This window comes from Desulfuromonas sp. CSMB_57 (assembly GCF_020194955.2).
Classification (GTDB): Bacteria; Desulfobacterota; Desulfuromonadia; order Desulfuromonadales; family Syntrophotaleaceae; genus JAFCIY02.
On record NZ_JAFCIY020000023.1, the window covers coordinates 13,511 to 39,656 of the forward strand.

The following is a 26,146-nucleotide window of genomic DNA, read 5'->3' on the forward strand; positions in this document are numbered from 1 at the left end:
ATAATCTGTAGACTCTGGACCAGCGGCCGGGACCTTGGCGTTTTGCCCGGCATCGGGCGAGGAAATGGGCGGCGGTTTTCCATGGCCGGTACCCTTTTTCCATCTGGCAGGGTTCACTTTTTTTGTGCTTAAAAAGCGGGCAATCTGCCAGGAGTTCAGAAGGATGGTGGGGTGGCAGTCTGGTTATCCACAGGCGAAGGGTGGTTTATCCCTGTTGGCTGTTGACAGACATGCGGAAGCAGGAGGGCCATCCCCATCCCGAGGTATCGCCTGCAGGCTTGTCGGTTGCCCTTGACCTGGCCGGTGTTCGGTTCTAGAGTATGGCGGCCTGTTTTGGTGGTTTCGATCCCTGCTGCCCGGCGGCAGGCTTTGGTGGCCGTATTTTTTTCGAGGGGGAGTCGCGCCATGAAGTTCTGGAGTTGGCAGGTCGGTTTGGGGATTGGCTTGCTGGCGGCCTCTGCCCTGGTCTATGTGCTGCATTTTGTCATGTTTCGCGACGCCCATCATATCTTCATCTACCTGGTGGGCGACATCGCCTTTGTCTTCATCGAAATCCTGCTGGTCGCCATGATCTTCCACCGGGTGCTGGAGGTGCGGGAGAAGCGGGCGCGGTTGCACAAGCTCAACATGATCATCGGTTCCTTTTTCAGCAACTGCGGTACCGATCTGCTGGCCCGCTTCGTGGCCTTCGACGGCCAGGCGGAGGCGGCCCGGCAGCGGTTCAAAATCGATGCCGACTGGGATAGTGCCCGCTTTGTCAAAGCCTTGCGGGCGGTCCGGGACCAAAGCTGCCAGCTGGACGTCCGCCGCGGCGATGTGCAGGAACTGAAGGATTTTCTGGCCGCCAAGCGCGAGCAGTTGCTGCGGATTCTGGAAAACCCCAACATGCTGGAACACGCCACCTTCAGCGAGCTCATGTGGGCCATTTTGCACCTCGAAGAGGAATTGTCCCACCGCAGCGATCTCAGGCATTTTTCGGATCTGGATGCGCAACATCTGGCGGGTGACCTGGAACGGGCCTACCTGCGTCTGCGCCGCGAATGGCTGGCCTATCTGCTGCATTTGCAGCAGGACTATCCCTATCTCTTCAGCCTGGCCCGGCGCCGCAATCCCTTCGATCCCGAGGCACGAGTCGCCCTGTAATGCGCAAGGAGCCTGCCCCATGACCGCCACCGTTTTCATTGTCGGCCCGCGCGCCTCCGGCAAGACCACCATCGGTCGGGCCCTGGCCCGGGCCTTGGGTTACGACTTCGTCGATACGGATCGCCATCTGCTGGAAAGCGCCGGCCGGACCGTGGCCGAAATTGTCGCCGAGGAGGGCTGGGAGGGCTTCCGGCAGCGGGAAAGCGCCGCTCTGCGTGCCGTGACCCGGCCGGCCACCGTGGTCGCTACCGGCGGCGGCATGGTGCTGGCCGCGGCCAACCGTCAATTCATGCGGGAGCACGGCATTGTTCTCTACCTCGCCGCCCCCGCCGCCGTGCTGGCCGCCCGTCTCCATGCCGATCCCGAAACCGCCCAACGCCCGACCCTCACCGGCCGGCCCATCGCCGAGGAGATGGCCGAGGTGCTGGCCGCCCGCGAAGCCCTCTATCGCGAGGTGGCGCACCAGGTGCTGGACGGCACGGCGGAACCGCAAGCCGTGGTCGAGCAGGCGCTGGCGGCGCTGCGGGAGATGAGGTGAGACTGGGGGATTGAGTACAGGGACCCAAAGGGCCGCAGGGACTTCAGGGCCGCTCAGGCGCTGGGGTCCTTTTTGTTACCGTGGTTGCTAAGCGGGTCTTCCTTGCTGCCAGACGGGCCTTGGTCATTCGCTCCCGCAGGCCGCCTTCCTTGAGGAACGCCTGTTCCAGGTGCTTTAACAGCCGGTCCGGCAGATAGCTGGTCACCCGGGTCGGGCCGGTGATCACATTGGCGAAAATCGCCGGGTCGGCGCTCTCAAGGCCTTTGCGGAAGGTCTGGTAATCGGCCCGGGGCAAGCTATTTGAGCTGTCGCAGGCGTCCCGCATAGGGATGGTCCTTGTTCCCTTTCAGTTCATGAAACAAAAACAATCTTCAATTTCAACCGACGAATTGCAGCCATCAAAACACAAAAACCCGCCGTTAAGGCGGGTTTTTTAGGGGAAGGCCGGAGTCGAAAAATCGCTCTAGTGGCCTGAGAACATTTTGTTTTTTAGACTTTCATCTTTAAGGCTACCCCGGAATATACCCCCGAGATTTTTGTCTGAAGCAATATTTACAGCTAAATTCTCCTTGGATGAATTTCTTATTTCTTCAAGAATATTTAACCCGGTTGAGAAGACAGATTCTTTCTGTAAAATTTTTCTTGCGCTATTCGCGATTCGCGAATAGAATATGGTCATGAACTTAAAGCCACAAGACATATTGGTTGTGCTCAAGCTTGTTGCAATGGGTGATCGCTCCTGGAGCTATGTGCAGTTGGCAAATGAGTTGTCGATGAGCGCATCAGAAATCAATGCAGGGGTGAAGCGTTGCCTGGCAGCAAACCTTTTGGTGGCGGATTTTGTCGGGGGTAAAAATCCAAAACCCGCTTTGAAGGCGGTTGAGGAATTCCTTGTACATGGTCTGAAGTATGCGTTTGTTCCCGAGAGGGGGGAACTGACGCGTGGAGTGCCGACCGGTTATGCAGCGGAACCGTTGAAAGGGATGATTTTAGCGAGCGATGAGCCTCCTCCCGTCTGGCCGTATCCGCAAGGGGAGGTGCGTGGGTATTCTTTTTCTCCGCTTTATCGTTCCGCACCCCAGGCCGCTCTTGCGGATCAGAGGCTGTACGAGTTACTTGTCCTGGTGGATGCCATTCGTGGCGGTAAAGCTCGTGAGAGGGACCTCGCTGTTTCTGAGATGCGGAAGCGTTTGGGGGGCCAATGGTAGCGGTTAAAGAAATAAATCTCCAGATGCTCTGCCTGGTTGCCGAGCGGTTGGAGCCTTTGCTTGATCGGTTGGTTTTCCTTGGTGGTTGCACGACTGCATTGTTCATCACCGATGAGGCAGCACCTGATGTACGGGTTACACATGATGTCGATGTGATCGTCGAGGTGCTGTCGCGAAACGAATATTGGCAGCTGGAAGAGCGGTTGCGGGAACTTGGCTGCTCCCAAGAGATTGACCAAGGGGTGACCTGTCGCTGGAAACTCGATGGGATCACTCTCGATGTTATGCCGACAGACGAAAGCATTCTGGGTTTCAGCAACCGTTGGTATTCCGATGCCATCAATAATGCAGAAACCGTTTCGCTGAACGAAGACCTTGCTATTCGGCTTGTTACCCCCGCTCATTTTATTGCGACGAAATTGGAGGCTTTTTTCGGGCGCGGGAATGATGATTATTGGGGGAGTCACGACTTGGAAGATATTGTGACGGTTATTGATGGGCGCGCTGGGTTTTTGGATGAGCTTTCAGTGATTGAGGCTGAGCTGAAAGAATATATTGCCAAGACAATGTCACGATTCATAACCACAGAAGAATTCCGAGAGGCCCTTTCGGGGCATCTGCCACCAGACCGTGCAAGCCAGGAGCGCTTGCCTTTGCTTTGGCAGCGACTGGTAGCTATTGCCTCATTGAACTGATTTTTAACCGACCGGGAGGTCATCTTGCGATCCGATCAGAAAAATTTTGGGTTGCTCCATCACCCTGACAACAAAGTTGCTTTCCGCTGTTATTTTGTTTCGGAACTCTTCGATGGTATCAATCGTCGGGTTGATCTTTCTTCCCAACTGGGTTTCCAGCTCGGAAAAGCTGACAAGCAGGTCCGGGTAGGTCAACTGGTCCGAAATCAGCATCAAATCGATGTCGCTTTCAGCAGTGTCTGATCCCGTCGCAATGGAACCATAGATGAAGGCAATCTTGATTTTGTCCTTGAATTGGTCCAGGGCGAGACGCAACGGGCCGGAAAGACCGAAGGTTTTGCGGACGATTCCTTTCAGTTCTTCGAAAATAGGCGATGACGGGTTTGCCTGGTAATGTTTCTGGTTCCCGATCTTTTTAACCGTTAGAAGGCCAGAATCGGAGAGTTGTTCCAGTTCTCGCAGGACAGTCCCGGTGCCTATTCCTGCCCGATCTACAATCTCCTTTGAATAAAAGCTTTTATCCGGCTGCCCAAAGAGAAGGCGCAGAAGCTGCTGCTGTGTTTTGGTAAACAGGGCGTCGCTGATGCTAAATGTTTTGCTGTTGATGTTTCCCATATTGGGAACTATATAACCCAAAATGGGATAATGCAAGCAGGTTTTGATATGAGGCGGGCTTTGAGTCCTGTTTCGACGGACATCCGTGATTATATTCCGTTCAGATAGGTTTCAGGCAAATTAAGTATGATCAGTCTGTCGGATCTTTGATGACGATATCAGGTTGCTTTGTCAGTTCATCCTCCGGCACGAAGACAATCCGCATTCCCCAGCCTGAAAAGGTTGTGAGCATGGTGCCGAACTCCTCCAGGGTGAACTCCTTGTCGTCTATTTCAATGACCGCTCTGCGTCCCTCTTCGTCATGGATGACGCACCGGAGGACATCCCCGCGCGGCACCCACTGATCGCAGCGCTCAGAATATTCCACCTGAGGTTTGCCAAGGGGAATTTCAACCGCCTCGTGCTTGTAATTGGCGACCGCCTGTTTCATGGCCAGCAGGACTTCATGCTGCCGGTCAAGGATCTCCTGGTCACTCATTAGAATGATGTCGGGACCTATCTTGAGGCTGATCCCGCCAACCGTCGGATCTCGATAGGTGATATCTGCATATTCGCCGTTGCGGGTGATGATGACTTCGCTCAGATCGGCAAAGAATGGCTTTTTTAGGCGTTTGCTTGGTTTGGGCATCAGGTGCAACTCTCGTCGTGGTTCATTTCTATGGGGCTGGCATTTTGACCGAAACTATATAGCATAAAAGAGCAAGAATTTTCGCCCTACCAGCTCTGTGGGCGTCTGGTTTCACACATCCAAACCCCCTCCATTTTTCCGCGGTCTGTTTAGAGGTCAGAGCAAGGCAACTCATTGAAATTTAACTAAAAGACCTGAGAAGATACACAAAAAAACCGTTAATTGAAAAACCAAAGGGGCTACGCTTTGCAGCGTAACCCCTTGTTTTTTCTGTTTGGTGCCGAAGGCCGGAGTCGAACCGGCACGCCCGGAGGGCAACGGTTTTTGAGACCGTCATGTCTACCAATTCCATCACTTCGGCGAAGTGGATGGGATTATAGTGGGATGTGCGGCTTCGGTCAAGGAGCTTTTGCATTTTGGCGAATATGTCTGCGCAGGCGTTCCGCCCAGGGGCCGCGCCGCAGAGCTTGGCCGGCCACGGCCGCCACCGGCAGCAGGTCGATAAGGGCGTTGCTGAGGAAGGCTTCGTCGGAGGTCAGCAGGTCGGTTTCGGTGATGGCTGCTTCCAGGGTGGGCAGGCCAAGCTCGGCGGCGGCCTGCAGGGTTTGGCGGCGCAGGACGCCGGCCAGGACCAGATCGCCGGCCGGGGGCGTCAGCAGGCGACCGTCCCGGACGATGAACAGGTTACTGGTGGCGCCCTCCAGCACCTCTCCTGCCGGAGTGCGGAACAGGGCCTCGCGGGCGCCGAGGCGGCGGGCATATTGGGCGGCGTAGAGGCAGTCGGCATAGTTGCCCCGCTTCATTTGCGGCAGATGGGAAAGAGGATTGACCCGTTGGTTGGGCGCCCACAGGCAGGCGGCCCCGGTTTGGTGCTCGGCAGCGCCCGGTTCCCGGTAGGGAACGGCGGTGATGACGAAGCGGCCGGTTTCGGAACAGGGTTCGAACCCGGCCATCTCGCCCCGGGTCAGGGTCAGGCGCAGGCGACTGACCGGCCATGGCAGCCGTTCGGCGGTTTCCAGCAGGGCCTGGTGCAGGCGGGCCCGGTTGGCGGGAAAATCCAGCAAGCGTGCGGAAAGGGTCAGACGGTCGAGATGTTCCTCGATGAAGCAAATCTTGCGGTCGTAGGCTTTCAGGGTTTCGAACAGGCTGTCGCCGAACAGCAGGGCGCCGTCGCCAACCGGCAGACAGGCCTGCTCCAGGGCCATGAAGGCGCCGTCCAGATTGACGATCATGGCCTCTCCAGGGCCTGGCGCAGGGCTTGGCCCTTGGCCAGGCATTCCTGCCATTCGCGCTCCGGGACGGAATCGGCGACGATGCCGGCACCGGTCTGGTAGGTCAGGCCGTCGGCAAAACGCTGGAAGGTTCGGATCAGGATGTTGAGATCCACCTCGCCGGTGACGCTGAGGTAGCCGGCGCTGCCCGTGTAGGTGCCGCGGCCGACGGGTTCGAGTTCGTCGATGATCTCCATGCAGCGCTTTTTCGGCACGCCGGTGATGGTGCCGCCGGGAAACATGGCGCGCAGCAGGGCGAAGGGGCCGATGCCGTCGCGCAGCTCGCCGCGCACATTGGAGACGATGTGGGTGACGTGGGAATAACGCTCCAGCACCATGAATTCGTCCACCTCGACGCTGCCGGTGCGGCAGACCTTGCCCAGATCGTTACGCTCCAGATCCAGCAGCATGATGTGCTCGGCCCGTTCCTTGGGATGGCCGAGGAGTTCCTCGCCCAGAGCCCGATCTTCGGCCGGGTGGTAGCCACGCGGCCGGGTGCCGGCGATGGGCCGGGTTTCCGCCGTGCGGCCGCGCAGGGAGAACAGGCGTTCCGGCGAGGCGGAGATGATGTCCAGTCCGGGGCTGCGCAGCAGGCCGCCGAAGGGGCTGGGATTGATGTGCCGCAGGCGGCGGTAGAGTTCCGTGGACGACAGGGTGGTGGCGGTGTCGAAGCGCACCGACAGGTTGGCCTGGTAGATGTGGCCGGCGGCGATATAGTCTTGGGCCTGTTCGATCATGGCCCGGAACTGCTCGGGGGCGACCATGGCCGTGGGGGGCGGGGAGGAGCCCGGCTCCTCCCGCAGGGGGCAGCGCAGGGCGTCGCGGATCTCCTGCTCCCAAACGAGCAGGTCGTCGCCGGTGTCGAGGGAGGACAGGGTCAAAAGGCGCTGTTGGTGATCGTAGACCGCCGTCAGGTCGACCCAGTCCAGCCACAGATCCGGCACCGGCCGATCGCGTCGGGCGCGCCGCGGGAGCTGCTCGATGCGGCCCGCCAAGTCGTAGCTGAAAAAGCCGAAAAAACCGCCTGGAAAGGGGCAGTCCCGGAGCCGGGGACGACAGTGGCGCTGGGCCAGGATCCGTTCCAAGGCGGTAAAGGGATCGCCCGGCAGGAGGGTTTCGCCATTTGCGGTCAGGCATGCCAGGCCCTGGCCGTCGAGGCGGTAGGATTCCCGGCGGCGCAGGGGTACGATGCTGTACCGCCCCAGGCGCGGGTTGGGCGCCGGGCTCTCCAGGAAACCGGGGCCGTCCGGGCAGAGCTGTCGATGCACCCGCAGGGCGTCAAAATCATCGAGTGGGAAACGGTGTTGCTGACAGACCATTGAAGCAACCTGAAACGCCGCCGAAGCCGCCGAGAAAAAACCGCCATCGCTGTCCGTGGCTGGGCAGAATAACCCCTTGGCTGCGGACAGACAAGGAAAATCCGGCGCGCCCCCGGGTTTCAGGCGATCAGGTCGGGAAAGGCGCCGCGGGACTGGAGCTGCGGGAAAAAGTCTTCCCCGGGCAGCGGCTTGCTGAACAGGAAGCCCTGGTAATGGTCGCAACGAAACTGTTGCAGAAACTCCAATTGATCAACCGTTTCCACCCCTTCCGCCACCACCACCAGACCGAGGCTGTGGGCCATCTGCAGGGTCGCGCGGACGATGGCGGCATCACTGGGGTCGCTGCAGACATCCCGGACAAAGGCCCGGTCGATCTTGATTTCATCCACCGCGTAGCGCTTCAGATAGCTGAGGCTGGAATAGCCGGTGCCGAAATCGTCCAGGGACAGGTGGACCCCCAGGGTTTTCAGGTTGGTCAGGGTGCGGGCGATGCGGCTGTCTTCTTCCATGAAGATGCTTTCCGTCAGTTCCAGGGTCATCTGCCCGGGGTCGATGCCGTGCTGCAGCATTATGGCCGCCAGGCGTTCGACGAAGTCCTCCTCCAGAACCTGTACCACGGACAGGTTGACGGCCATGGTCAGATGGCGCAGACCCTGGTTATGCCAGGACCGCAACTGGCGGCAGGCCTCGCCCAGCAGCCAGTAGCCCATGGGCACGATGAGGCCCGACTCCTCGGCGATGGGGATGAATTCGTCGGGCGGCACCAGACCCAGACGCGGGTGGCGGAAACGCAACAGGGCTTCAGCCCCGAGAACGCGTCCGCTGACGGTATCCAGCTGCGGTTGATAGTGCAGGAACAGGTTGGGGCCGCCCAGGGCGCTGCGCAGACTGCTCTCGATGAGCAGGCGATGCTGGATTTTCCGGTTCATGTCTTCCTGGAAGAACAGAAAGGAATTGCGGCCCTTCTGTTTCGCCGCGTACATGGCCGTATCGGCATTCTTGAACAGGGTATCGATGTCGATGCCGTCGCCGGGATAGAGGCTGATGCCCATGCTGGCCGAGATGCGGAAGGTGTGGCCATCCAGGGAGAAGGACGCGCCCAGGCAGCCGAGAATCTTCTGGGCGACGCGGGCGCAGTTTTGCGGCTGATCGAGATCCGTCAGCAGCAGCAGGAATTCATCTCCGCCCGGACGGCAGACCAGGTCGATGCGGCGCAATTGGTTTTCCAGGCGGCGGGCGACCTGGCACAACAGCTTGTCCCCCAGAGGGTGGCCGAGGGCGTCGTTGACCAGCTTGAACTGATCGATATCGAGCAGGCACAGGGCCATCTGACGGCCTTCGCGCTGGGCATGGGCGGCTTCCTGGTCGAACCGCTGCCGCAGCAGGGTCCGGTTCGCCAGACCGGTCAGCTGATCGTAGTGGGCCAGGTGGATGATGTGTTGGCGGGCCTTTTTCTGCTCCGTGATGTCCATGAGCAGGGCCATGATGCCGGTAACCTGTTGCTGGTCGTCGAGCAGGGGCGCGGAAAACAGCAGCAGATCGAGGCGGCTGCCGTCGCGTCGCTGGCGCTGGACCTCGAGTCCGGACAGAGCTTCCCCACGGCTGCCCCGGGCGATGAAGCTGAAGAACTCCTCCTTGAACTCCATGGGCACCGTCGGCAGGGGCTGACCGAGGACTTCTTCCGCGGTCCATCCGAACAGCCCTTCGGCCGCCGGGTTCCAGAAGGTCACGCAGCCCGCCAGATCCATGGTCAGAACCGGCAACGGGCTGGCTTGGTAGAGGGCCTGCAGGGTGTTGGCGGTTTTCCGCAGGGTCTCTTCGGCGCGATGGCGCGCCGTTTCCCGCTCGTAGTTGTCGAGGGCGAAGGAGATGTCCACCGCCATTTCCTCCAGCACTGCCGTCAGATCGCTTTCGAAAAAGCCGGTTTCGCCGGCATAGAGGTTGAGGGTGCCGGCCAGTTGTCCTTCCAGAAACAGGGGAAAAACGGCGGCCGATTGAAATCCGTAGCGCTTCGGAATATCGCGTCGCTGCCAGTTCATGGCGTCGTTGTGAAGGTCGTTGCAGATCACCGGTCGCTGCTGCTGCAGCACCAGGGCCGTAGGACTCATGGGGGGGATATCGGCCATCTGCCGCCAGGGCAGGCTGTCGGGGAAGGAGGCGTCGGGGCCGCGAAAGGCCGTCGGCCGCAGAAGGCCCGTTGCCGGGTCCACTTCCGTGATCATGGCCATGCGCAGCCTGCCCACCTCGACCCCCACCCGGCAGATTTCCTCGAACAGGGTCTGGCGGTCCGGCAGGCGGACAATGGCCTGGTTGGTCTGACTGAGAACGTTGTAGAGGCGGGTCAGGCGCTGGATTTTTTCCTGGGCTTCGTGGCGCTCGGTAATGTCCCGAACGATGCTTTGAATCCACCGGCTGCCCTCCGCTGCCACCCGGCGGCTGCTGACTTCCACCGGAAAGACGCTGCCGTCGGCGCGCTGGTGCCAGGTTTCGAAGAGCACCCCTTCGTCGGTCGCGTCGCCCTGCAGGTAGTCGAAATCGTCCCGGTGGCCGGGGGCGCGCAGATCGCGGATGTCGCGGCCAATGAGCTGCTCCCGGGCATAGCCGTAGGCAGCCAGGGCCTGGTCATTGGCCTCGACGATACGGCCCTGTTCATCGAGCAGCCAGATGATGTCGTTGCCGAAACGGACAATGAACTCGAAATGCTTGCGCAACATTTGCCGCTGGATTTGTGCATGCAGTTTTTCAAAAGCCAGACCGGCCTGCTGCTGACGCCACCACAACAGGATGCCGCCGGCGGCGATGCTGAGCAGAAACAGGGTGAAACTGCCTGATATGAAGGTCAGGCGCTGCAGGGAGCCGTCAATTTCGGCTTGATCGATCTTGGCGATGAGCAGCCAGTTGTCCGTTCCGGGCACGGTACTTAGGGCGGCTACTACGGGGGTGCCGCGATGGTCCCTGCCGCTGACGGTACGGTGGCCGCCGGCCGGCAGCATATCGAGCAGTTGCCGGGGTTCCATGCCGGCCAGGCGGAGGGGTTGCACCTTGGCGCCGGGATGGCGCAGCGACAGCGTTTGGCTCATGTGGTTCGCATCCACCTGCAGAAGCAGAGTTTCGGCTGACGAAGCAGGATGGGATCCGTCCTTTAGGGAAGGAGCCAGGGCCATGGTTGCTTCGGAACGCAACACCAGGGTGGCGAAAAAGGCGGTCGGCGGCCCCTTTGGGACCGGCAGGGGAATGACGAGGTCCAGTACCTGCGGATGGTCGGGGCGCGACTGGTGGATTCCGGACCAGAGGGGCCGGCCGGCTTGCAAGGCCATGGTGAGGAGGCTGCCGGGTAAGGTGCAAGCCATCTGCCCTGCGGGCGCAAGCACCATGCTGCCATCGAGGTCGCAGAGCAGGATGGCATGATAGCCGAAGGCGCTATGCAGGGCTTGCAGGCGGGAGGTGACGGATTCCGGCGGCGGATTGTTGCCCCGGGCTGCCAGCCAGTTCTGAATCTCGCCCAGAAAGGCGGCATCCGCGGTGATGGTTGCCGCATCGCCCAGGCGTTCGCGACGCCAGGATTCCATCTGCTGCAACGCCTGTTCATTCATCTGCTCCAAATTCTGCAGGGAGGCAGCGCGGATGGTCTCGGCGAAGCGGGAATGGACCAGAACTCCGGTCATCACCAGGGTGACGGCCAGCACCAGGAAGATGGTCAGGGGAGTTTTCAAGCCGGGCGGAGGGATGGGATTCGGTGTCGCATCGGTAGCATCGCCCAAGGTGGCGGCATGTTCCAGGGTAAGGTCGGTGGCGACCCGGGCCACCACGCTGCGCAAGATGAGAAACAGGAAAATGGATGTGCCGGCCACGAAAATCAGCCCTTTCCCCGATTGCCAGCTGACCGCCCAGACGGAATCGGGACGGGTCTGCTGGAGGAGAAAGTCGGTGGTCAGGATCCAACAACTGCCGGCCAGAAAGTACAGCCAGACGGCCAGGGTGATTTTTCGATTGGCAGGGGACATGCCGATAACCCGCGATTAGAGACAAAAGTGCTTATAATTTTAAGTACTTGCCTGCTGGCTTTCTGGCCTGGAGCGTCGAGGTTCGGGTAACAACAGTATAAGCGACCATGTCTGAAGATCCAGCTTTTTAAGAAAAAAATTCATGATATTTTGTTCGTGTCAAAAAATTATTCAATGCAAATTCCATATAATCTTAAACTTTTTTCCCTTGCCATCGTGATGAACAAGCGAATTGCGTGCCAAGTGAGCTGCTTTGGGGCGTTTTCATTCCGGCGGCCGCCGCAAACTTACCCGATCGCCGTCGGCCAGATCCCGGCCGGGGTGAACGATGACCCTACTTCCTTCCGCCAGACCATCCCGAACCTCGCTGAAGGCGCCCCCCTGTTGGCCGATTCTCACCGGGCGCAGGCGCGCCCGGCGATTCTCGACGACGAAGGCCGCCCAGCCCTGCCGATGCCGGAACAGGGCGCTGGTCGGAACCCGCAGCACCTCGTCCGCCGCCCAGAGGATGAAGCGGGCGTTGACCCGGTAGGCATCGCCGAGGCGCTGCCAATCGGCGGCGGGGGAGGAGAAATCGACGATGACCAGCACCCGCTGCTCCTCGACGCCGAGGGCGGAAATTTTGGTGAAGCCGCCCGGTTCGATGCGCCGCACCCGGCCCTGCAGGGGCTCCGATTCGCCCCACCGCTCGAACTGTACCGGCATGCCGGGGCGCAGGCGCACGGCGTCGGCGGATAGCACATCCACCTCCACCTCCAGACTGGCCGGGTCGCCGAGTTCCAGGATGGGCATGCCGGCCTCCACCACCTGGCTGCTTTCGAAATAGCGCTTCAGAACCCTCCCTGCGACGGGCGCCCGCAGTTCAATCCGGCCGCTGGCCCGGGGATCCTGACGGCCGGCGTAGGCCAGGGCAGTGCGGGCGGCCTCCAACTCGTGACGCAAAGTCTGGACCCGATAGTCCGCGGCCCGCTGCAGGGCGCGGCTACGCGCGGCTTCAGCACGGATGGATTCCACTTCGCTGGCCGAGAGATAGCCGGCCCGGCCGAGTTCCCGACGGCGGTTTTCTTCGGCACTGGCATAGCGGGCTGCGGCGGCGGCCGCTTCGGCCTCCTTGCGGGCCGCGGCCAGGGCCGCATCGGCGGCGGCCACCCGGGCCCGGGCTTCCGCAATCCGGCGGGCATCGAGAGTCGGCGCGGCAACCGCATCCAGCACCGCCACCACCTGTCCCGCCGCCACCTCGTCACCGGCCTCCAGTTGGATGCGGCGCACCTGCCCGGCCAGAGGCGCGGAAATCAGATAGCGCTGGGCGACCCGGGTTTTGCCCTCCTCCTCGATGGTGCGGGCCATGGGTCCCCGGCTGACCATGGCTCCGTCCACGAGTTGCGGCCGGGGGCGAAAGCCCAGTGCCAGCAGAGCGATCAGGCCCAGTGCCAGCAATAGCCGCAGCAGGGTTTTGCGCCATTTCATGACATCCTCCCGTTTGGCGGATTGAAGGAAAAATAACTGGTTGTAGAACCAGCAGATGGTCGCCATTACCCTTGTCGTACTCGCAATCGTACTCGTTCTCGTACTCGTACTCGTTCTCGTACTCGTACTCGTACTCGGTAGTTACCGAAGGAAACGACAGCGATTCCGACAACGACAACTGTTCCGGTGTCGTTTCACTGACAACATGGCATGTCCCAATAAATTTTAGACATAAACAAATCAAGCAGGTAATTCCGTTTCCCCGGTTTGACATGCAAAACACCCGCGGCTATTCGCGGGTCTTCAACACGGCAACCAGATCCAGGCGGTGCAGTCGGCGCCGCACGATCCAGCCCGACAGCAGGGCCGAGGCCATGACCACCACGGCGGCAAAGGCGTAGGTGGATGATTCCAGCACCAGGGGCACGCGGTAAAAGTCGGAGCGCAGGCCCACGGTCAGATACCAGCACAGGCCGCGTCCGACGAGAAAGCCGCAGGGGATGCCGAGGGCCGTCAGCAAGGCCAACTCGCCCAGCAGGATATAGCTGATCTCGGCGCGACTGAAACCCAGCACCCGCAGGCTGGCCAGTTCGCGGCTGCGTTCCGAAAGGGCGATGCGGGCGCTGTTGTAGACCACCCCGAAAGCGATGCTGCCCGCCAGCAGGGTGCTGATGAAAGCGAAGGTCAGCACGGTGCGGGCCATGGTTTCGTCAAAACTGAGGATCGCCGCCAGGCGATCGGTGATGCCGGCCACCCGCGGGCTGCGGTTGAGGGCGGCCACCACCGCCGGACGTTGTTCCGGATCCAGGGCCAGCAGGGCGCCGGTCACCGCCGGCCCTTCGCCGAGCAGCCGGTTCAGGGCCTCGATATCCATGTAGGCGCCGACCCCGACATATTCCCGGACCAGCCCTTCCACCACCACCGAGGTGCGCCGGCGCCGGCCTTCCAGCACCTCGACGCTGAGGGTGTCGCCCGGCTGGACGGCCAGCAATTCCGCCAGGAAATCGGTCAGGACCAGGCCTTGGCGAGGCGGATCGAGGACTTCGAATTGCTCATCCAGCACCCGCCGCAGATCGCCGCCGCGCACCAGTCCCTGCAGACCGGTGCGGAAGGTGCGATGGCCGTGACGCAGCAGCACCGGTGCCTGGCGTTGCGGTTCCACCGCCTGTACTCCCGGCAGGGCCGCCAGTTCGTGCAGCACCCGGCGGGAGGTTGGTTCGGTGAAGGTGACCGCCAGGTCATAGCGCTGCGCCAGGTCGAACTGGACCGCCAGCATGTGCCGCACGGCGCCCTGCTGGAAGTTGCCGACCATGAGGATGCCGCAGGCAAAGGCAATGCCCAGGATCGCCAGCAGGGATTTCACCGGCCGTCGTTCCAGGTGCCGCAGGATCATGCGGCTCGGTTGAGCCAGGTGGCGCTGCAGGCCCAGTCGTTCCACCAGGGTCGGCCGGTAGCGGGCCGGCGGCTCCGGCCGCATGGCCTCCGCCGGCGGCAGGCGATAGGCCTGGCGCAGGGCGCCGAAGGTGCCGAGCAGGGCGGCGCCGATGGTGATCAGGCTGCCGAGGGCGAGATGACTCGGCAACAGGCGGTAATCCAGCCATGGAAACCGGAAAAAATCCGCATACAGTTCGGACAGCACCCGGCCCAGCCAGAACCCGCCGACCGCGCCCAGGGCCAGGCCGAGGCCGGTCATGAGCAGCACCAGTTGGGTGTAATGCAGGCTGACCTGAAAACGACTGTAGCCGAAGGCCTTGAGAATGGCAATCTGCTCCCTTTGGGTGGCGATGAGGCGGGCCAGGACGACATGCAGCAAAAAAGCGGCCACGCCGAGAAAGATGGTCGGAAAGACCCTGGCCATGGTTTCGAGCTGCTGAAATTCCGCTTCCAGATAGCTGTGGGACACCTGGTCGGCGCGGCCGATGGCTCCGGTGCCGCCGTAAGGCGCCAACAGCCGGTCCAGCGCCGCGATCACATCCCCCTCCCGGGCATCGCGGGCCAGGGTCAGTACGACGCTGTTGAAGGCGCCGTCCATGTCGTAGGCGGCCGCCAGGGGGGAGCGGTTCAGCCACAGGATGCCGTAACGCTTGGCATCGGGAAACAGATCCCCGGGTTTGATCTGATAGACATGCTCGGGGCTCAGAGCGATGCCGGTCACCGTCAGTCGCTGTCGGCGACCGTTGATGACCGCCGCCAGGCCGTCGCCGGGTTGCAGGTGGTGGGCTTCGGCAAAGGATTCGCTGATCACCACCTCCCGGTCGCGGTCCGCGGCGGGCAGGCGGCCGCGGCGCAGGAACAGACGGTTGAGTTCCGGGTTGCGGCCGTCTGGCAGGGAAATCAGCAACCCGGTGGCGGGGTCGGTGAAGTCGGGTATTTCCAGACGCGCGGCCGCCACCACCCGCGTCTCCAACTGCTGGACGCCGGGCAGGGCGGCCAGGGCGGCGCCCAGCTCCTCCGGCGCCCGTTTCAGTTCGGCAAAGACCTCGGTAAAGCGGTAGTCGCGATAAAAGGCCCGGCGGGTCTGCTGCAGGGCCTCCAAAGTGGACAGGGACATGAGCAGGGTCGCCACGCCGCCGGCGATGACCACGGCGATGGCCAGGGCCTGGCTGCGCAGTTGCCAAAGCTCCCGCCAGACCTTGCGGTGCAGGGCCGTCACCAGGACAACTCCCGGGCCGGCCGTTTGTCCGGGTTGCGCTCGATGGTGCTGATGCGGCCGTCACCGAGATGAATCACCCGGTCGGCCATGCGGGCGATGTCGGCGTTGTGGGTGATGACCACGGTGGTGGTGCCGAACTCACGGTTGATGCGCTCCAGGACCTCCAGCACCACCACGCCGGTTTGGGAATCGAGGGCGCCCGTCGGTTCGTCGCACAGCAGCACCGCCGGCCGCTTGGCGATGGCCCGGGCGATGGCCACCCGCTGCTGTTCGCCGCCGGACAGTTGGGATGGAAAGTGGTCCAGGCGTTCCGCCAGGCCGACCAGGGTCAGGGCATCCTCGGGAGGCATGGGATCGCGGGCGATTTCCGTGACGATGGCGACGTTTTCACGGGCCGTCAGGCTGGGGATGAGATTGTAAAACTGGAATACGAAACCGACCAGGTGCCGACGAAATTCCGTCAGTTCCCGTTCTCCGGCTGCCACCAGGTTGCGGCCGCCGCAGATGACCTGGCCGCTGGTGGGGGTGTCGAGGCCGCCCAGGATATTGAGGAGGGTCGATTTTCCGCTGCCGGAGGGACCCAGCAGCACCACGAACTCACCGCGCGGCAGTTCCAGATCGATGCCGCGCAGGGCATGGACCTCCACCTCGCCCATGCGGTAGACCTTGGTGAGGGCCTGGGCGCGAAACACGATTTCGGTGTCGTCCGCTGTGCGGGAAGAAGACGCCATGCCAGGTCCTGTCTTCGCCGTGGATAAACAAATATTTGCCCATGCCTACTATAACAGCTGGATGTCGGCGGATGTCAACGAAGATGCGGGTTTGCAGACGAAGGGGAGGAGGTAGGGCAGAACGAAAAAAGGGTCAGCGAAAAATCGCTGACCCTTGAATTCTTGGTGGAGCTAAGCGGGATCGAACCGCTGACCTCTTGAATGCCATTCAAGCGCTCTCCCAGCTGAGCTATAGCCCCGTGTCGTGGGCCAGTTTATAACAAAAGCCGCGGTCGGCTGTCAACAGGTTTTTTTATCGGCAGCGGGCGCGGTTCGGGCGGCACTCCGGGGCTGTCGGATCAGGTCAGGGTCAGGCTGACCAGGGACAAAGCCGCTGCGGCCAGCATCAGGGGGTGAATCCGGTGGAACCGGCCGATCCCGATCTGGATCAGGGTGTAGGATAAAAAGCCGAAGGCCAGGCCGGTGGAAATGGAATAGGTGAGGGGCATGAGGAGCAGGGTCAGAAAAGCCGGGAGCCCCTCCTCGAATTTGCTGAAATCGATGCGGCCGATGCCCCGCATCATCACCGCGCCGACCATGATCAGGGCCGGAGCAGTGGCAAAGGGGGGCACCACGGCGATCAGGGGCGCAAAGAAAGCCGCCAACAGGAACAATCCGGCGGTGGTCACGCTGGTCAGGCCGGTGCGGCCGCCGTCGGCGACGCCGCTGGCCGATTCGATGAAGGCGGTGGTGGTGCTGGTTCCCAGTATGGCGCCGCTCACCGTTGCCAGGGCATCGGCGGTCAACATGCGCGGCAGGCGCGGTATGTCGCCGTCCTCCTGAACCATGTCGGCTTCGTGGCAGACCGCCAGCAGAGTGCCGAGGCTGTCGAACAGGTCCATGAACATGAAGGTAAAGATGGCCGGCCACAGGGACCATTTGAGGGCGCCAAGTATGTCGAGCTGAAAGGCTATGGGTGCCGGGGAGGGGGGCAGGGCGAGCATCGCCTTGGGCAGAGCGACCAGTCCGCCGACCAGGCCGAACCCGCTAACGGTGAGGATGGCGATGAGCAGCGCGCCGCGCACTCGGCGCACCTCCAGCAGCGCCGCCAGCAGCAATCCGGCCAAGCCGAGGACGGCCTGCGGCGAAAGGGTGCCGAATTGTACCAGCACGGCTTCGTTGCGGACCACCAGGCCGAGATGCTGCAGGCCGATAAAGGCAATAAAAAGGCCGATACCCCCGGCCGTGGCCAGTTGCAGGGACGTTGGGATTGCCCGCAGCAGTCGTTCGCGCACTCCCAGCCAGGTCAACAGCAGAAAAAACAGGCCGGATAGAAACACCACGCCCAAGGCGGTTTGCCAGGACAAGCCCTGGCCGAGGACCAGAGTGTAGGCGAAAAAGGCGTTCAGTCCCATGCCGGGAGCCATCATCAGCGGCGCATTGGCCCACAGGCCGACCAGCAGGGTTGCGAGGGCCGCCACCAGGCAGGTAACAGTGGTCAGGGCGCCGAGATCCATGCCGGCATCGGCCAACATGCGAGGATGGACGAAAATTATATAGGCCCCGGCCAGAAAGGTGGTGATCCCGGCAATGATTTCCGTGCGTACGGTGGTACCGTTCCGGCGCAGTAGAAATATTTTTTCCAACATGGTTTCGACCTCCCGTGAGTTTGATCCCGGCTCAGTGGAAGTTTTGTAGCATGTTCATGAGGTTGGGCGCAATGAGCCCTGCGTGCCCTGGTTTGAAAGTGCATGTATTGAAAAAACCATTCTTCCGGTCTTGCCGGTTGAGCTGTCCGGGTGTTCCTGTTACATTGACCCTTTCGATCCGGCTCTGCCGGTTTTTTTTACTGGTTGGCACCGAGGAGAGTGGAAATGACCATGGACCCGCATCCCTTTCAGCGCCTGTCCCCCGCTTTTGTCATGGACGCCGTGGAAAGTCGGGGATATCGGTGCGATTGCCGCACTCTGGGCCTGAACAGCTACGAGAACCGGGTTTATCAGGTCGGCATCGAAGAGGGGGCGCCCCTGGTGGCCAAGTTTTATCGTCCCGGTCGGTGGAGCGACGCCCAGATTCTCGAGGAACATGGGTTCTGTTTTGAACTGGCGGAGCACGAGCTGCCGGTCGTTGCCCCGTTGCGGAATGAGCGGGGCGAGAGCCTGTTTGCCTTCGGCGGCTTCAGGTTCGCTCTCTATCCGCGCCAGGGCGGGCATGCTCCGGAATTGGACAATCTGCGGAATCTGCTGATTCTGGGCCGCCTCATGGGGCGGATTCACCGGGTCGGTGCGGTGCGGCCCTTCGACGTTCGACCGCGTCTGGATTGTCGCAGTTTCGGCCATGAGGCCGTGGCGGAGGTCAGCGAGCGGTTTGTGCCGGCGGAGTTCAAGAGCAACTACGACGTCCTGGCCCGGGAACTGCTGCAGGGCATCGAGGACGTGCTGGCGCGCACGGGTCAGGTGCGTTATATCCGCACCCATGGCGACTGCCACGCCGGCAACATGCTGTGGCGCGACGGTGCGCCCCACTTTGTCGACTTTGACGATGCACGCATGGCGCCCGCGGTGCAGGACCTCTGGATGATGCTGTCGGGCGATCGGGCCGCCAAAACCGTCCAACTGACGGAAATCCTCGATGGCTACACGGAATTCAACGAATTCGACCTGCGCGAGTTGGCGCTTATCGAAGCCTTGCGCAGCCTGCGCATCGTGCACTTTACGGCCTGGTTGGCACAGCGCTGGGAAGACCCGGCGTTTCCGCCGAGTTTTCCCTGGTTCAACACGCCGCGCTACTGGGGGGACCACATTCTGGAGTTGCGCGAGCAGATCGCGGCCCTCCGTGAGTCGCCGTTACAGGTTTGAGGAGCGGAGCTTGACCTTACCCCTCGGTCGGGGTTTTGAACATGGTCAGCAGCATCTTGAAGTTTTCCACTGCTGCCACGGCATGGGGGATATCCTTTGGCATGAGGATGATGTCGCCGGCGCCCAGCAGATGGCTCTGGCCGCCGATGCGAATTTCCGCCCGGCCGTCGAGCACCTGGACGAAAGCGTCATAGGGGGCCGAATGCTCGGACAGGCCCTGCCCGGCGGCGAAGCTGAACAGGGTCAGGGTGCCGATGGTGCTCTTGGCCAGGGTGCGGCTGACCACGGCGCCGGGTTGGTAGTCGACCAGTGCCTGCAGGGACAAGACGGTGGCGGCGGGGAAGGCTTCCGGGGTGGCGGAATGCATGGTGTGCTCCTTTGCGGGAATGAGAGGATGAACCGGCCTTGCCATTCATTTTAGGCCATTTTGCCTGCAATCCCAGGACCCGGCCTTGAGGAGGATCAAAAAACGACGGTTTGCCGCCGTGGGCCTGTACAGCAGGATTGAAACATCGAGGACGAAAAAATGCCCCTCGCAGGTTTAGCCCTTGACAAGCTTTGCCGCTTTGTTTTATATAGTGGCTCTCCCGACGGGGAGTGACCAAAAATGACAGCAAGAACAAGGCGGTGTAGCTCAGTTGGTTAGAGCATGCGGCTCATATCCGCAGTGTCCGGAGTTCGAATCTCTGCACCGCCACCAATTTAAAGAAACCCCCTCTGGCCGCCAGAGGGGGTTTTCGCGTTGCGGCGGATTTTTCGTCCGCCGCGCCCGGGACGGTTCATGCGTGCAAAGTTGCTTCGTACTCTGCAAAGGGATTGCCTGGTGCAGCCAGGCGAGGGGATTTTGGTCGGGTTGTCCGGCGGCCCCGATTCCATGGCCCTGTTGCACCTGTTGCTGCAGGTGGCGCCGGTTTTGCGCCTGAGGGTATCGGCGGCGCACCTGGACCACGGCATGCGGCGGGAGAGCGCGGACGATGCCGCCTTTGTCCGGCGCCTTTGCGACGACTGGCGGGTGCCCCTGGTGGTGGAGCGGCGAGATATCCCGGCCCTGGCCTGCCGGCACCGCCGCGGGCTGGAAGAAACCGCCCGCGACCAGCGGCGGGCATTTTTGCAGGCCGCCGCGCAACGGCTGGATTGTGCCGCCATCGCTCTGGGCCATCATCGCGACGACCAGGCCGAGACGGTGCTGCAGCGGCTGCTGCGGGGCTGCGGCAGCAGCGGCCTGGCGGGCATGCGTCTGCGGTCCGGCCCCTTCATCCGGCCCCTGCTCGAGGTTTCGCGCCAGGCGATTCTGGACTACCTGGCCGCCGAGGAACTGCCTTTTGTGGAGGATGCCAGCAACCGGGATCCGTCTTACACCCGCAACCGCATCCGGCATCAGCTGTTGCCGCAATTGCAGAGCTTCAATCCCCGCATTGCCGAACACCTGGCCCGCCTCGGCCGGCGACTGACCCTCGAGGAGGATTTCTGGGCCGAGGAGGAGCAACGGCAGTTGCAGTGCCTGGCCAGGATGGACGCTGATGGCTGGTGGTTGGAGCGGCCGGCCCTGCTGGCCCTGCATCCGGCCCTGCGCAGCCGAGTGCTGCGACGCGCCCTGGAGGGGGTGCGCGGCCACCTGCGGGGGGTGCAGGCCTGTCATCTGGATGCCTTGGAGCAGTTACTGGTCGGCGAGCGTCCGGAAGGGGAGTTGAACCTGCCGGAAGCCTGGGCCGGGCGCCGCTATCAGCGTCTGTGGCTGCGTCGCGCGCCGCCGCCGGAACCGGAGCCGTTCTGTGTCGTTATTGCCGGGCCGGGCCGCTACCCCCTACCGGACGGCAGGCTGCTGGAGGTCGCGCTCTCCCATCATCCGTGGGGCGAGGACGCAGGTCGGGTGGAATTCGAAGCCGCGGCGGTGCCCTTTCCCCTGCAGGTACGCAGTTTTCGCCCCGGTGACCGCTTTCGGCCCGACGGGGCTCCGGGGGGGAAAAAACTCAAGGACTTTTTTATCGACGCCAAACTGGCTCGGGAAGTCCGCTACCGTCTGCCGCTGGTGGTCGCCGACGAAATCCTGTGGCTGGCGGGGCTGCGCCGCTGCGCCGGTCGCCGTGCCATCCCCGGCCGGGCCGTCCTGCATCTGTCCCTGCAGTCGGATGGCGGCGGAGCTGCCTGAGGAGGACTCCATACTTGTTAAAATAAGAGGATTGTGATAGAACTTCACCGTATTTATCCGATGTTTTTCCGGCCGTCGGAACCATTACGGGGCGGACCAGAAAATCCGCGGTACATTATGACAACTCGGAACTCGTAGACGAGACAAACCGTCTGTTTTCGGACCATGTCTGTTTGCGGGGAATCCCGGCCGACCCTGTTTACCCTCAGTCCAACCGTCTGTCAGGCGCCATGCCGCAGGCGTACCAACGCATCCTGTAAGGGGGAAGAGTGAATCAGTTTTACAAGAACCTGGCCCTCTGGCTGGTCATCTCCCTGGTCATGATCACCCTGTTCAATCTCATGACCAGCCGCGAGAAGGGTCCGGTAACCATCACCTATACAGATTTTCTGACTGCCGTCGATGAAGGCCTGGTAAAGAATGTGCTGCTGGAAGGCTCCAACATCGAAGGCACCTATCAGGACGGCAAGAGCTTCCAAACCTATGCGCCTTACGATCCGGCCCTGGTCGGCGAATTGCGCAACAAAGGGGTGGCCATTCAGGCCAAACCCGAGGAGGATCGCAGCTTCTGGATGACCATGTTGATCTCCTGGGGCCCGATTCTGCTGCTCATCGGGGTCTGGATCTTCTTCATTCGACAGATGCAGTCCGGCGGCGGCAAGGCCATGAGTTTCGGCAAAAGTCGCGCCAAGCTGCTATCCGACACCGGGGCTCAGGTAACATTTCAGGATGTGGCCGGCATCGACGAAGCCAAGGAGGAACTCGAGGAGATTGTGGCCTTCCTCAAGGACCCCAAGAAATTTTCCCGGTTGGGCGGCCGCATTCCCAAGGGCGTGCTCCTGGTCGGTTCGCCCGGCACCGGCAAGACCCTGCTGGCGCGCGCCATCGCCGGCGAGGCAGGGGTGCCGTTCTTTTCCATTTCCGGTTCCGATTTCGTCGAAATGTTTGTCGGCGTCGGTGCCAGCCGGGTGCGTGATCTGTTTCTGCAGGGTAAAAAGAATGCACCCTGCATCATCTTCATCGACGAGATCGACGCTGTCGGTCGGCATCGCGGCGCCGGTCTCGGCGGCGGCCATGACGAGCGGGAGCAGACCCTCAACCAGTTGCTGGTGGAGATGGACGGGTTTGAATCCAACGAAGGCGTGATTCTCATCGCCGCCACCAACCGTCCCGACGTGCTGGACCCGGCCCTGCTGAGACCGGGCCGTTTCGACCGCCAGGTGGTGGTGCCGCGACCGGACATCAAGGGCCGCTCCAAGATTCTCGAAGTGCATGCCCGGCGCGTACCCCTGGGAGAGGACGTCAAGCTCGAAGTGGTTGCCAAGGGCACCCCCGGCCTGTCCGGGGCCGATCTGGCCAACCTGGTCAACGAAGCGGCCCTGCTGGCGGCCCGGGCCAACAAGAGCCATGTCGAGATGGCGGACTTCGAGGCGGCCAAGGACAAAATTCTCATGGGCAGCGAGCGGCGCTCCATGGTGATTACCGAGCAGGAAAAGAAGGTCACGGCTTATCATGAGGCGGGCCATGCGGTGGTGGCACTGTTCCTGCCGGAAACCGATCCGGTGCACAAGGTCTCCATCATTCCCCGCGGCCGCGCCCTGGGGGTGACCATGTATCTGCCCGAAGAGGAAAAATACAACGAATCCCGCACCGGTCTGGAAACCTACATCTGCCGCCTGCTGGGCGGCCGGGTGGCGGAGGACCTGGTTTTCGGTGAGATTACCAGCGGTGCCAGCAACGATATTGAGCGGGTGACGGGCATCGCCCGACGCATGGTCTGCGAATGGGGCATGAGCGACCGCATCGGACCGCTGGCCTTCGGTGAAAAGGAAGGGGAGGTTTTCCTGGGTCGCGATTTCGGTCATGTCCGCAATTACAGCGAAGCCACCGCCCTGGAGATCGACAGCGAAATTCGCCGCATCGTCAGCGAAAACTATCAACGGACCCGAAGCATCCTCGCCGACCATCTGGACGGTCTGCACCGGGTTGCCGAGGCGCTGCTGGAGCGTGAAACCCTGGATGGCGAGGAGGTTCGTTGTCTGGCCCTGGAGCAGGAGGGTGAAGCCTGCTCCCCAACGGCCGACGCTGCCGCCGCGACGGAGCTGCCGCCTGTAACCGAGGCCTGATCGTTGCCCACGGTTCGTCTCTGGGCAGGCCCGGGGTCGCCGACCCTGGTTGCCGATTTGGCATCCCGGGGATTTGTCGCGGCCGACGCGGCCGGGTTGCAGAATGCGCTGCAACCCCTGGTGCTGTGTCTGGACGGCTTGGATGCCGCCGTTGCCGAAACCGCTTCGGCGATGCTGCGACAGCTCGGAGCGACGGTCTGCGGTCGGTCCGGCCGTCCCGCCGCCCTGGTCGCAGCGGTTTCCGGGCCCCTGCTGCGCCGGTTTCTGCAGAACTCCTTTGGGGACAGCGGTCTGCCTCCCGGAATGGCCACCCAACTTGCCAGGCTGCTGGCCGGATTGGAGAGCCCTCCGGCGGCCCTTTACGGGCGCGGTTGCCGCCTGGTCCTCCATCGGCCCCGCATCATGGGCATTCTCAACGTCACGCCGGATTCGTTTTTTGCCGGGAGTCGCTCCGGTTCCATTGCCGAAGCTCTTGACCGGGCGCGACAGATGGTCGCGGACGGTGCCGATGTCATCGATGTCGGCGGCGAAAGCACGCGCCCCGGGGCGCCGAGCATTGATGAGCAGGAGGAACTGGACCGGGTCGTACCGGTCATCGAGGCCCTGCGACGGGAGCTGGACTGCCCTCTGTCCGTGGATACCACCAAGAGCCGGGTGGCCGAGCAGGCGGTGGCGGCCGGGGCGGCTTTCGTCAACGATATCAGCGGCTTCGCATTTGATCCAAAGATGGCGGCGACGGTCGCCGGCAGTGGCGCCGGTGCTTTTCTGATGCATACGCGCGGCCTGCCGGCGGACATGCAGAAGGATACCCGCTACCGGGACCTGCTCGGCGAGGTTCTGGATTATCTGCAGGCCGCCATGGACAGTGCGCTTCGGGCCGGCATCCCTGCAGAGCGGCTGGCCGTCGACCCCGGCATCGGGTTCGGCAAGGATGTCCGCGGCAACCTGGAACTGCTGGGGCGGCTGGGCGAGTTGCGAGTACTCGGTCGGCCGATATTGCTGGGAACCTCGCGCAAAAGCTTCATCGGTCGCGCCCTCGACCTGCCGGAACCGGCGGAGCGTCTGGCCGGAACCCTGGCCACGGTCGCTTTGGGGGTTGCCGCCGGAGCACAGCTGTTTCGGGTGCACGACGTGCGCCCGGCGCGGGAAGCCGCACTCATGGCTTGGAGCATCATGCGGCGACAGCTGCCCTGAGGGATTCATGTTGACAGCGGAATGGTATGAGCGCATTTCTTGACTACCTGAAAAACTTCCGATGGCTGCTCGATCCGCTGGATGTGGGGCTGGTGGCCTTTATCATCTATCGCATGTTCCTGCTCATCAAGGGCACGCGTGCGGTGCAGATGCTTCTCGGCCTGGCGGTCATGCTGCTGGTGTATGTGGCCTCCCAGTATACCGGCCTTTACACCCTGCAATGGATTCTGGACAAGTTCCTGTCCTACATCATCCTGATTATCGTCGTCCTGTTCCAGAATGACATCCGCCGAGCCTTGATTACCGTGGGAGCCAACCCCTTTTTCACTGACCTGTCCTATCAGGAAGGCAACGAGGTGATTGTCGAGTTGACGAAAGCCTGCGTCAATATGGCCAACCGTCGCATCGGCGCCCTGCTGGTCATCGAGCGCGAGACGGGCATCAAGGACTTTCTCGAAGTCGGCACCGAAATCGACGCGAAGGTGACCAGCGATCTGATTACCTCCATCTTTTTGCCCTATTCGCCGTTGCATGACGGGGCACTGATCGTCCAGCAGGGACGGTTGACCCGGGCCGGCTGCTTTTTGCCCCTGTCCCAGAATCCCGATATCAGCAAATCCCTGGGGACCCGCCATCGGGCGGCCATCGGCCTGACGGAATTGGTGGATGCCGTGGCCATCGTGGTTTCGGAGGAAACGGGCAAAATATCCATGGTGGTTGGCGGGCGCATCACCCGTGATCTGGATTCCAGCGCCCTGACCCGGGTTCTCAAGCGTCTCCTGGAACCGAAGCTGCCGAAGACAAAGAAAAAATGACATGCGCAACACACTGACCGAAAACTGGGTTCTCAAGCTGCTGGCCCTGGTATCCGCCCTGATTCTGTGGTTTTTCGTCATGGGGGAGCAGCGTTTGGAACGCTCCTACGTCGTGCCCCTGGTGCTGGAGAACGTGCCGCGCGGCATGATGGTGGCCAACGAGGTGCCGGGGCAGGTGGAGGTGCGTATCAGCGGACCGCGTACCATGCTGATGAAGCTGCAGGCGGACGATGTCCGCATCTCCGTCGATCTGCGGGATCTGCAGCCGGGCCTGACCTCCTTCAAGCGCCTTGAGGAACGCCTCAACATTGCCGGGCCGCTGCGGGTCACGCGGATTTCGCCGGCCTATGTGGATGTCAAGCTGGAACCGGTGGCGACCAGGATGGTGCCGGTCAAGGCCGCTTTGCGCGGCGAGCCGGCCCGGGGCTTCATTCTGCAGACCGTGCGGGTCAATCCGGCCGAGGTGGCTCTGGAGGGAGCCGAAAGCGAGGTGGCTCAGGTCAAGGAGGTCTGGACCACCAACATCGACATCGAAGGCGTGCGGGAAAATTTGCGTCTGATGCGTCCCCTGAGCTACCGTGGGCGCTACTCCGCGGTGCGCGGCGCCCCGACGGTGGCCGTCGAGGTGATGATCGGCCGCGATGCGCAGGAGGACCAGCGCTGACGCGCTCCGTCTGTTTTACGGCGCCGCTCCGCAAGGTGGCGGCTGCCGGATTCCGGCCACCTGTCGCCAATTCAGGCGGGGGTGAGCTA

General features: G+C 62.1%; 21 protein-coding genes and 3 tRNA genes. 11 read left to right on the forward strand and 13 right to left on the reverse strand.

Features of this window, described 5'->3' with window-relative positions; genetic code table 11:
- Positions 1 to 405: 405 nt before the first annotated feature.
- The gene (locus tag JQN68_RS06140) at positions 406 to 1,143 is read left to right on the forward strand and encodes an MJ1433 family protein (protein WP_225073548.1); all 738 of its coding nucleotides are present in this window, start codon (positions 406 to 408) and stop codon (positions 1,141 to 1,143) included.
- A 19-nt stretch (positions 1,144 to 1,162) separates the two neighbouring features.
- Positions 1,163 to 1,681: a shikimate kinase AroL gene (gene aroL / locus JQN68_RS06145; RefSeq protein WP_249621062.1), complete on the forward strand. Its 519-nt coding sequence runs from the start codon at positions 1,163 to 1,165 to the stop codon at positions 1,679 to 1,681.
- A gap of 43 nt (positions 1,682 to 1,724) precedes the next feature.
- Here the strand turns inward: aroL and JQN68_RS06150 are convergent, their stop codons facing one another.
- Positions 1,725 to 2,006 (reverse strand): four helix bundle suffix domain-containing protein, encoded by a 282-nt coding sequence (locus tag JQN68_RS06150; protein WP_249621063.1) that lies wholly within the window; start codon positions 2,004 to 2,006, stop codon positions 1,725 to 1,727.
- A gap of 352 nt (positions 2,007 to 2,358) precedes the next feature.
- Between JQN68_RS06150 and JQN68_RS06155 the strand changes: the two genes are divergently transcribed.
- Positions 2,359 to 2,889 (forward strand): hypothetical protein, encoded by a 531-nt coding sequence (locus tag JQN68_RS06155; RefSeq protein WP_249621064.1) that lies wholly within the window; start codon positions 2,359 to 2,361, stop codon positions 2,887 to 2,889.
- On the forward strand, positions 2,883 to 3,584 hold the full coding sequence (locus JQN68_RS06160) for a hypothetical protein (protein ID WP_225073552.1): 702 nt from the start codon (positions 2,883 to 2,885) through the stop codon (positions 3,582 to 3,584). Before JQN68_RS06155 ends, JQN68_RS06160 begins: the two co-directional genes overlap by 7 nt.
- Positions 3,585 to 3,587: 3 nt before the next feature.
- Here the strand turns inward: JQN68_RS06160 and JQN68_RS06165 are convergent, their stop codons facing one another.
- The 11 genes from JQN68_RS06165 to JQN68_RS06215 all read right to left on the reverse strand — a co-directional run bounded on the left by JQN68_RS06165 (position 3,588) and on the right by JQN68_RS06215 (position 17,900).
- Entirely contained in the window at positions 3,588 to 4,199 is a 612-nt protein-coding gene (locus JQN68_RS06165) for a nucleotidyltransferase domain-containing protein (RefSeq protein ID WP_249621065.1), read from the reverse strand.
- A gap of 130 nt (positions 4,200 to 4,329) precedes the next feature.
- A complete protein-coding gene (locus JQN68_RS06170; RefSeq protein WP_502799350.1) occupies positions 4,330 to 4,827 on the reverse strand; it encodes a DUF7713 domain-containing protein in 498 nt (165 codons plus the stop codon).
- A 275-nt stretch (positions 4,828 to 5,102) separates the two neighbouring features.
- Positions 5,103 to 5,188 (reverse strand) — tRNA-Leu (locus JQN68_RS06175).
- A gap of 37 nt (positions 5,189 to 5,225) precedes the next feature.
- A complete protein-coding gene (locus JQN68_RS06180; protein ID WP_225071936.1) occupies positions 5,226 to 6,059 on the reverse strand; it encodes an aminotransferase class IV in 834 nt (277 codons plus the stop codon).
- Entirely contained in the window at positions 6,056 to 7,417 is a 1,362-nt protein-coding gene (locus tag JQN68_RS06185) for an anthranilate synthase component I family protein (RefSeq protein ID WP_225071937.1), read from the reverse strand. Before JQN68_RS06185 ends, JQN68_RS06180 begins: the two co-directional genes overlap by 4 nt.
- Before the next feature lie 119 nt (positions 7,418 to 7,536).
- Positions 7,537 to 11,421: an EAL domain-containing protein gene (locus JQN68_RS06190; RefSeq protein ID WP_225071938.1), complete on the reverse strand. Its 3,885-nt coding sequence runs from the start codon at positions 11,419 to 11,421 to the stop codon at positions 7,537 to 7,539.
- A gap of 264 nt (positions 11,422 to 11,685) precedes the next feature.
- The gene (locus JQN68_RS06195; RefSeq protein ID WP_225071939.1) at positions 11,686 to 12,888 is read right to left on the reverse strand and encodes an efflux RND transporter periplasmic adaptor subunit; all 1,203 of its coding nucleotides are present in this window, start codon (positions 12,886 to 12,888) and stop codon (positions 11,686 to 11,688) included.
- Between the two features lie 289 nt (positions 12,889 to 13,177).
- Entirely contained in the window at positions 13,178 to 15,541 is a 2,364-nt protein-coding gene (locus JQN68_RS06200) for an ABC transporter permease (protein ID WP_225071940.1), read from the reverse strand.
- Positions 15,538 to 16,272, reverse strand: coding sequence for an ABC transporter ATP-binding protein (locus JQN68_RS06205; RefSeq protein WP_225071941.1), 735 nt, complete (start codon positions 16,270 to 16,272; stop codon positions 15,538 to 15,540). Before JQN68_RS06205 ends, JQN68_RS06200 begins: the two co-directional genes overlap by 4 nt.
- Before the next feature lie 163 nt (positions 16,273 to 16,435).
- A tRNA-Ala gene (locus JQN68_RS06210) sits at positions 16,436 to 16,511 on the reverse strand.
- A 99-nt stretch (positions 16,512 to 16,610) separates the two neighbouring features.
- Positions 16,611 to 17,900 carry an NCS2 family permease gene (locus tag JQN68_RS06215; RefSeq protein ID WP_225071942.1) on the reverse strand — a complete coding sequence of 430 codons (1,290 nt, stop codon included), beginning with the start codon at positions 17,898 to 17,900 and terminating at the stop codon, positions 16,611 to 16,613.
- Between the two features lie 225 nt (positions 17,901 to 18,125).
- On the opposite strand from JQN68_RS06215, the gene JQN68_RS06220 reads away from it, so the two are divergent.
- Positions 18,126 to 19,109 (forward strand): serine/threonine protein kinase, encoded by a 984-nt coding sequence (locus JQN68_RS06220; protein WP_225071943.1) that lies wholly within the window; start codon positions 18,126 to 18,128, stop codon positions 19,107 to 19,109.
- Between the two features lie 16 nt (positions 19,110 to 19,125).
- Here the strand turns inward: JQN68_RS06220 and JQN68_RS06225 are convergent, their stop codons facing one another.
- A complete protein-coding gene (locus JQN68_RS06225; RefSeq protein WP_225071944.1) occupies positions 19,126 to 19,476 on the reverse strand; it encodes a cupin domain-containing protein in 351 nt (116 codons plus the stop codon).
- Positions 19,477 to 19,732: 256 nt separating this feature from the next.
- Between JQN68_RS06225 and JQN68_RS06230 the strand changes: the two genes are divergently transcribed.
- From JQN68_RS06230 to JQN68_RS06255, 6 genes are all read left to right on the forward strand, one after another.
- Positions 19,733 to 19,809: transfer RNA gene (locus JQN68_RS06230), tRNA-Met, on the forward strand.
- Positions 19,810 to 19,890: 81 nt separating this feature from the next.
- The gene (tilS, locus tag JQN68_RS06235) at positions 19,891 to 21,258 is read left to right on the forward strand and encodes a tRNA lysidine(34) synthetase TilS (protein WP_225071945.1); all 1,368 of its coding nucleotides are present in this window, start codon (positions 19,891 to 19,893) and stop codon (positions 21,256 to 21,258) included.
- A 269-nt stretch (positions 21,259 to 21,527) separates the two neighbouring features.
- A complete protein-coding gene (gene ftsH, locus JQN68_RS06240; RefSeq protein ID WP_225071946.1) occupies positions 21,528 to 23,384 on the forward strand; it encodes an ATP-dependent zinc metalloprotease FtsH in 1,857 nt (618 codons plus the stop codon).
- A 3-nt stretch (positions 23,385 to 23,387) separates the two neighbouring features.
- Positions 23,388 to 24,578, forward strand: a complete 1,191-nt coding sequence (gene folP, locus JQN68_RS06245; protein ID WP_283775411.1) for a dihydropteroate synthase — start codon at positions 23,388 to 23,390, stop codon at positions 24,576 to 24,578.
- A 26-nt stretch (positions 24,579 to 24,604) separates the two neighbouring features.
- Positions 24,605 to 25,393, forward strand: coding sequence for a diadenylate cyclase CdaA (cdaA, locus tag JQN68_RS06250; RefSeq protein WP_225071947.1), 789 nt, complete (start codon positions 24,605 to 24,607; stop codon positions 25,391 to 25,393).
- A gap of 1 nt (position 25,394) precedes the next feature.
- Complete coding sequence (locus JQN68_RS06255) at positions 25,395 to 26,057, forward strand: CdaR family protein (protein ID WP_225071948.1); 663 nt, start codon at positions 25,395 to 25,397, stop codon at positions 26,055 to 26,057.
- Positions 26,058 to 26,146 lie beyond the last annotated feature (89 nt).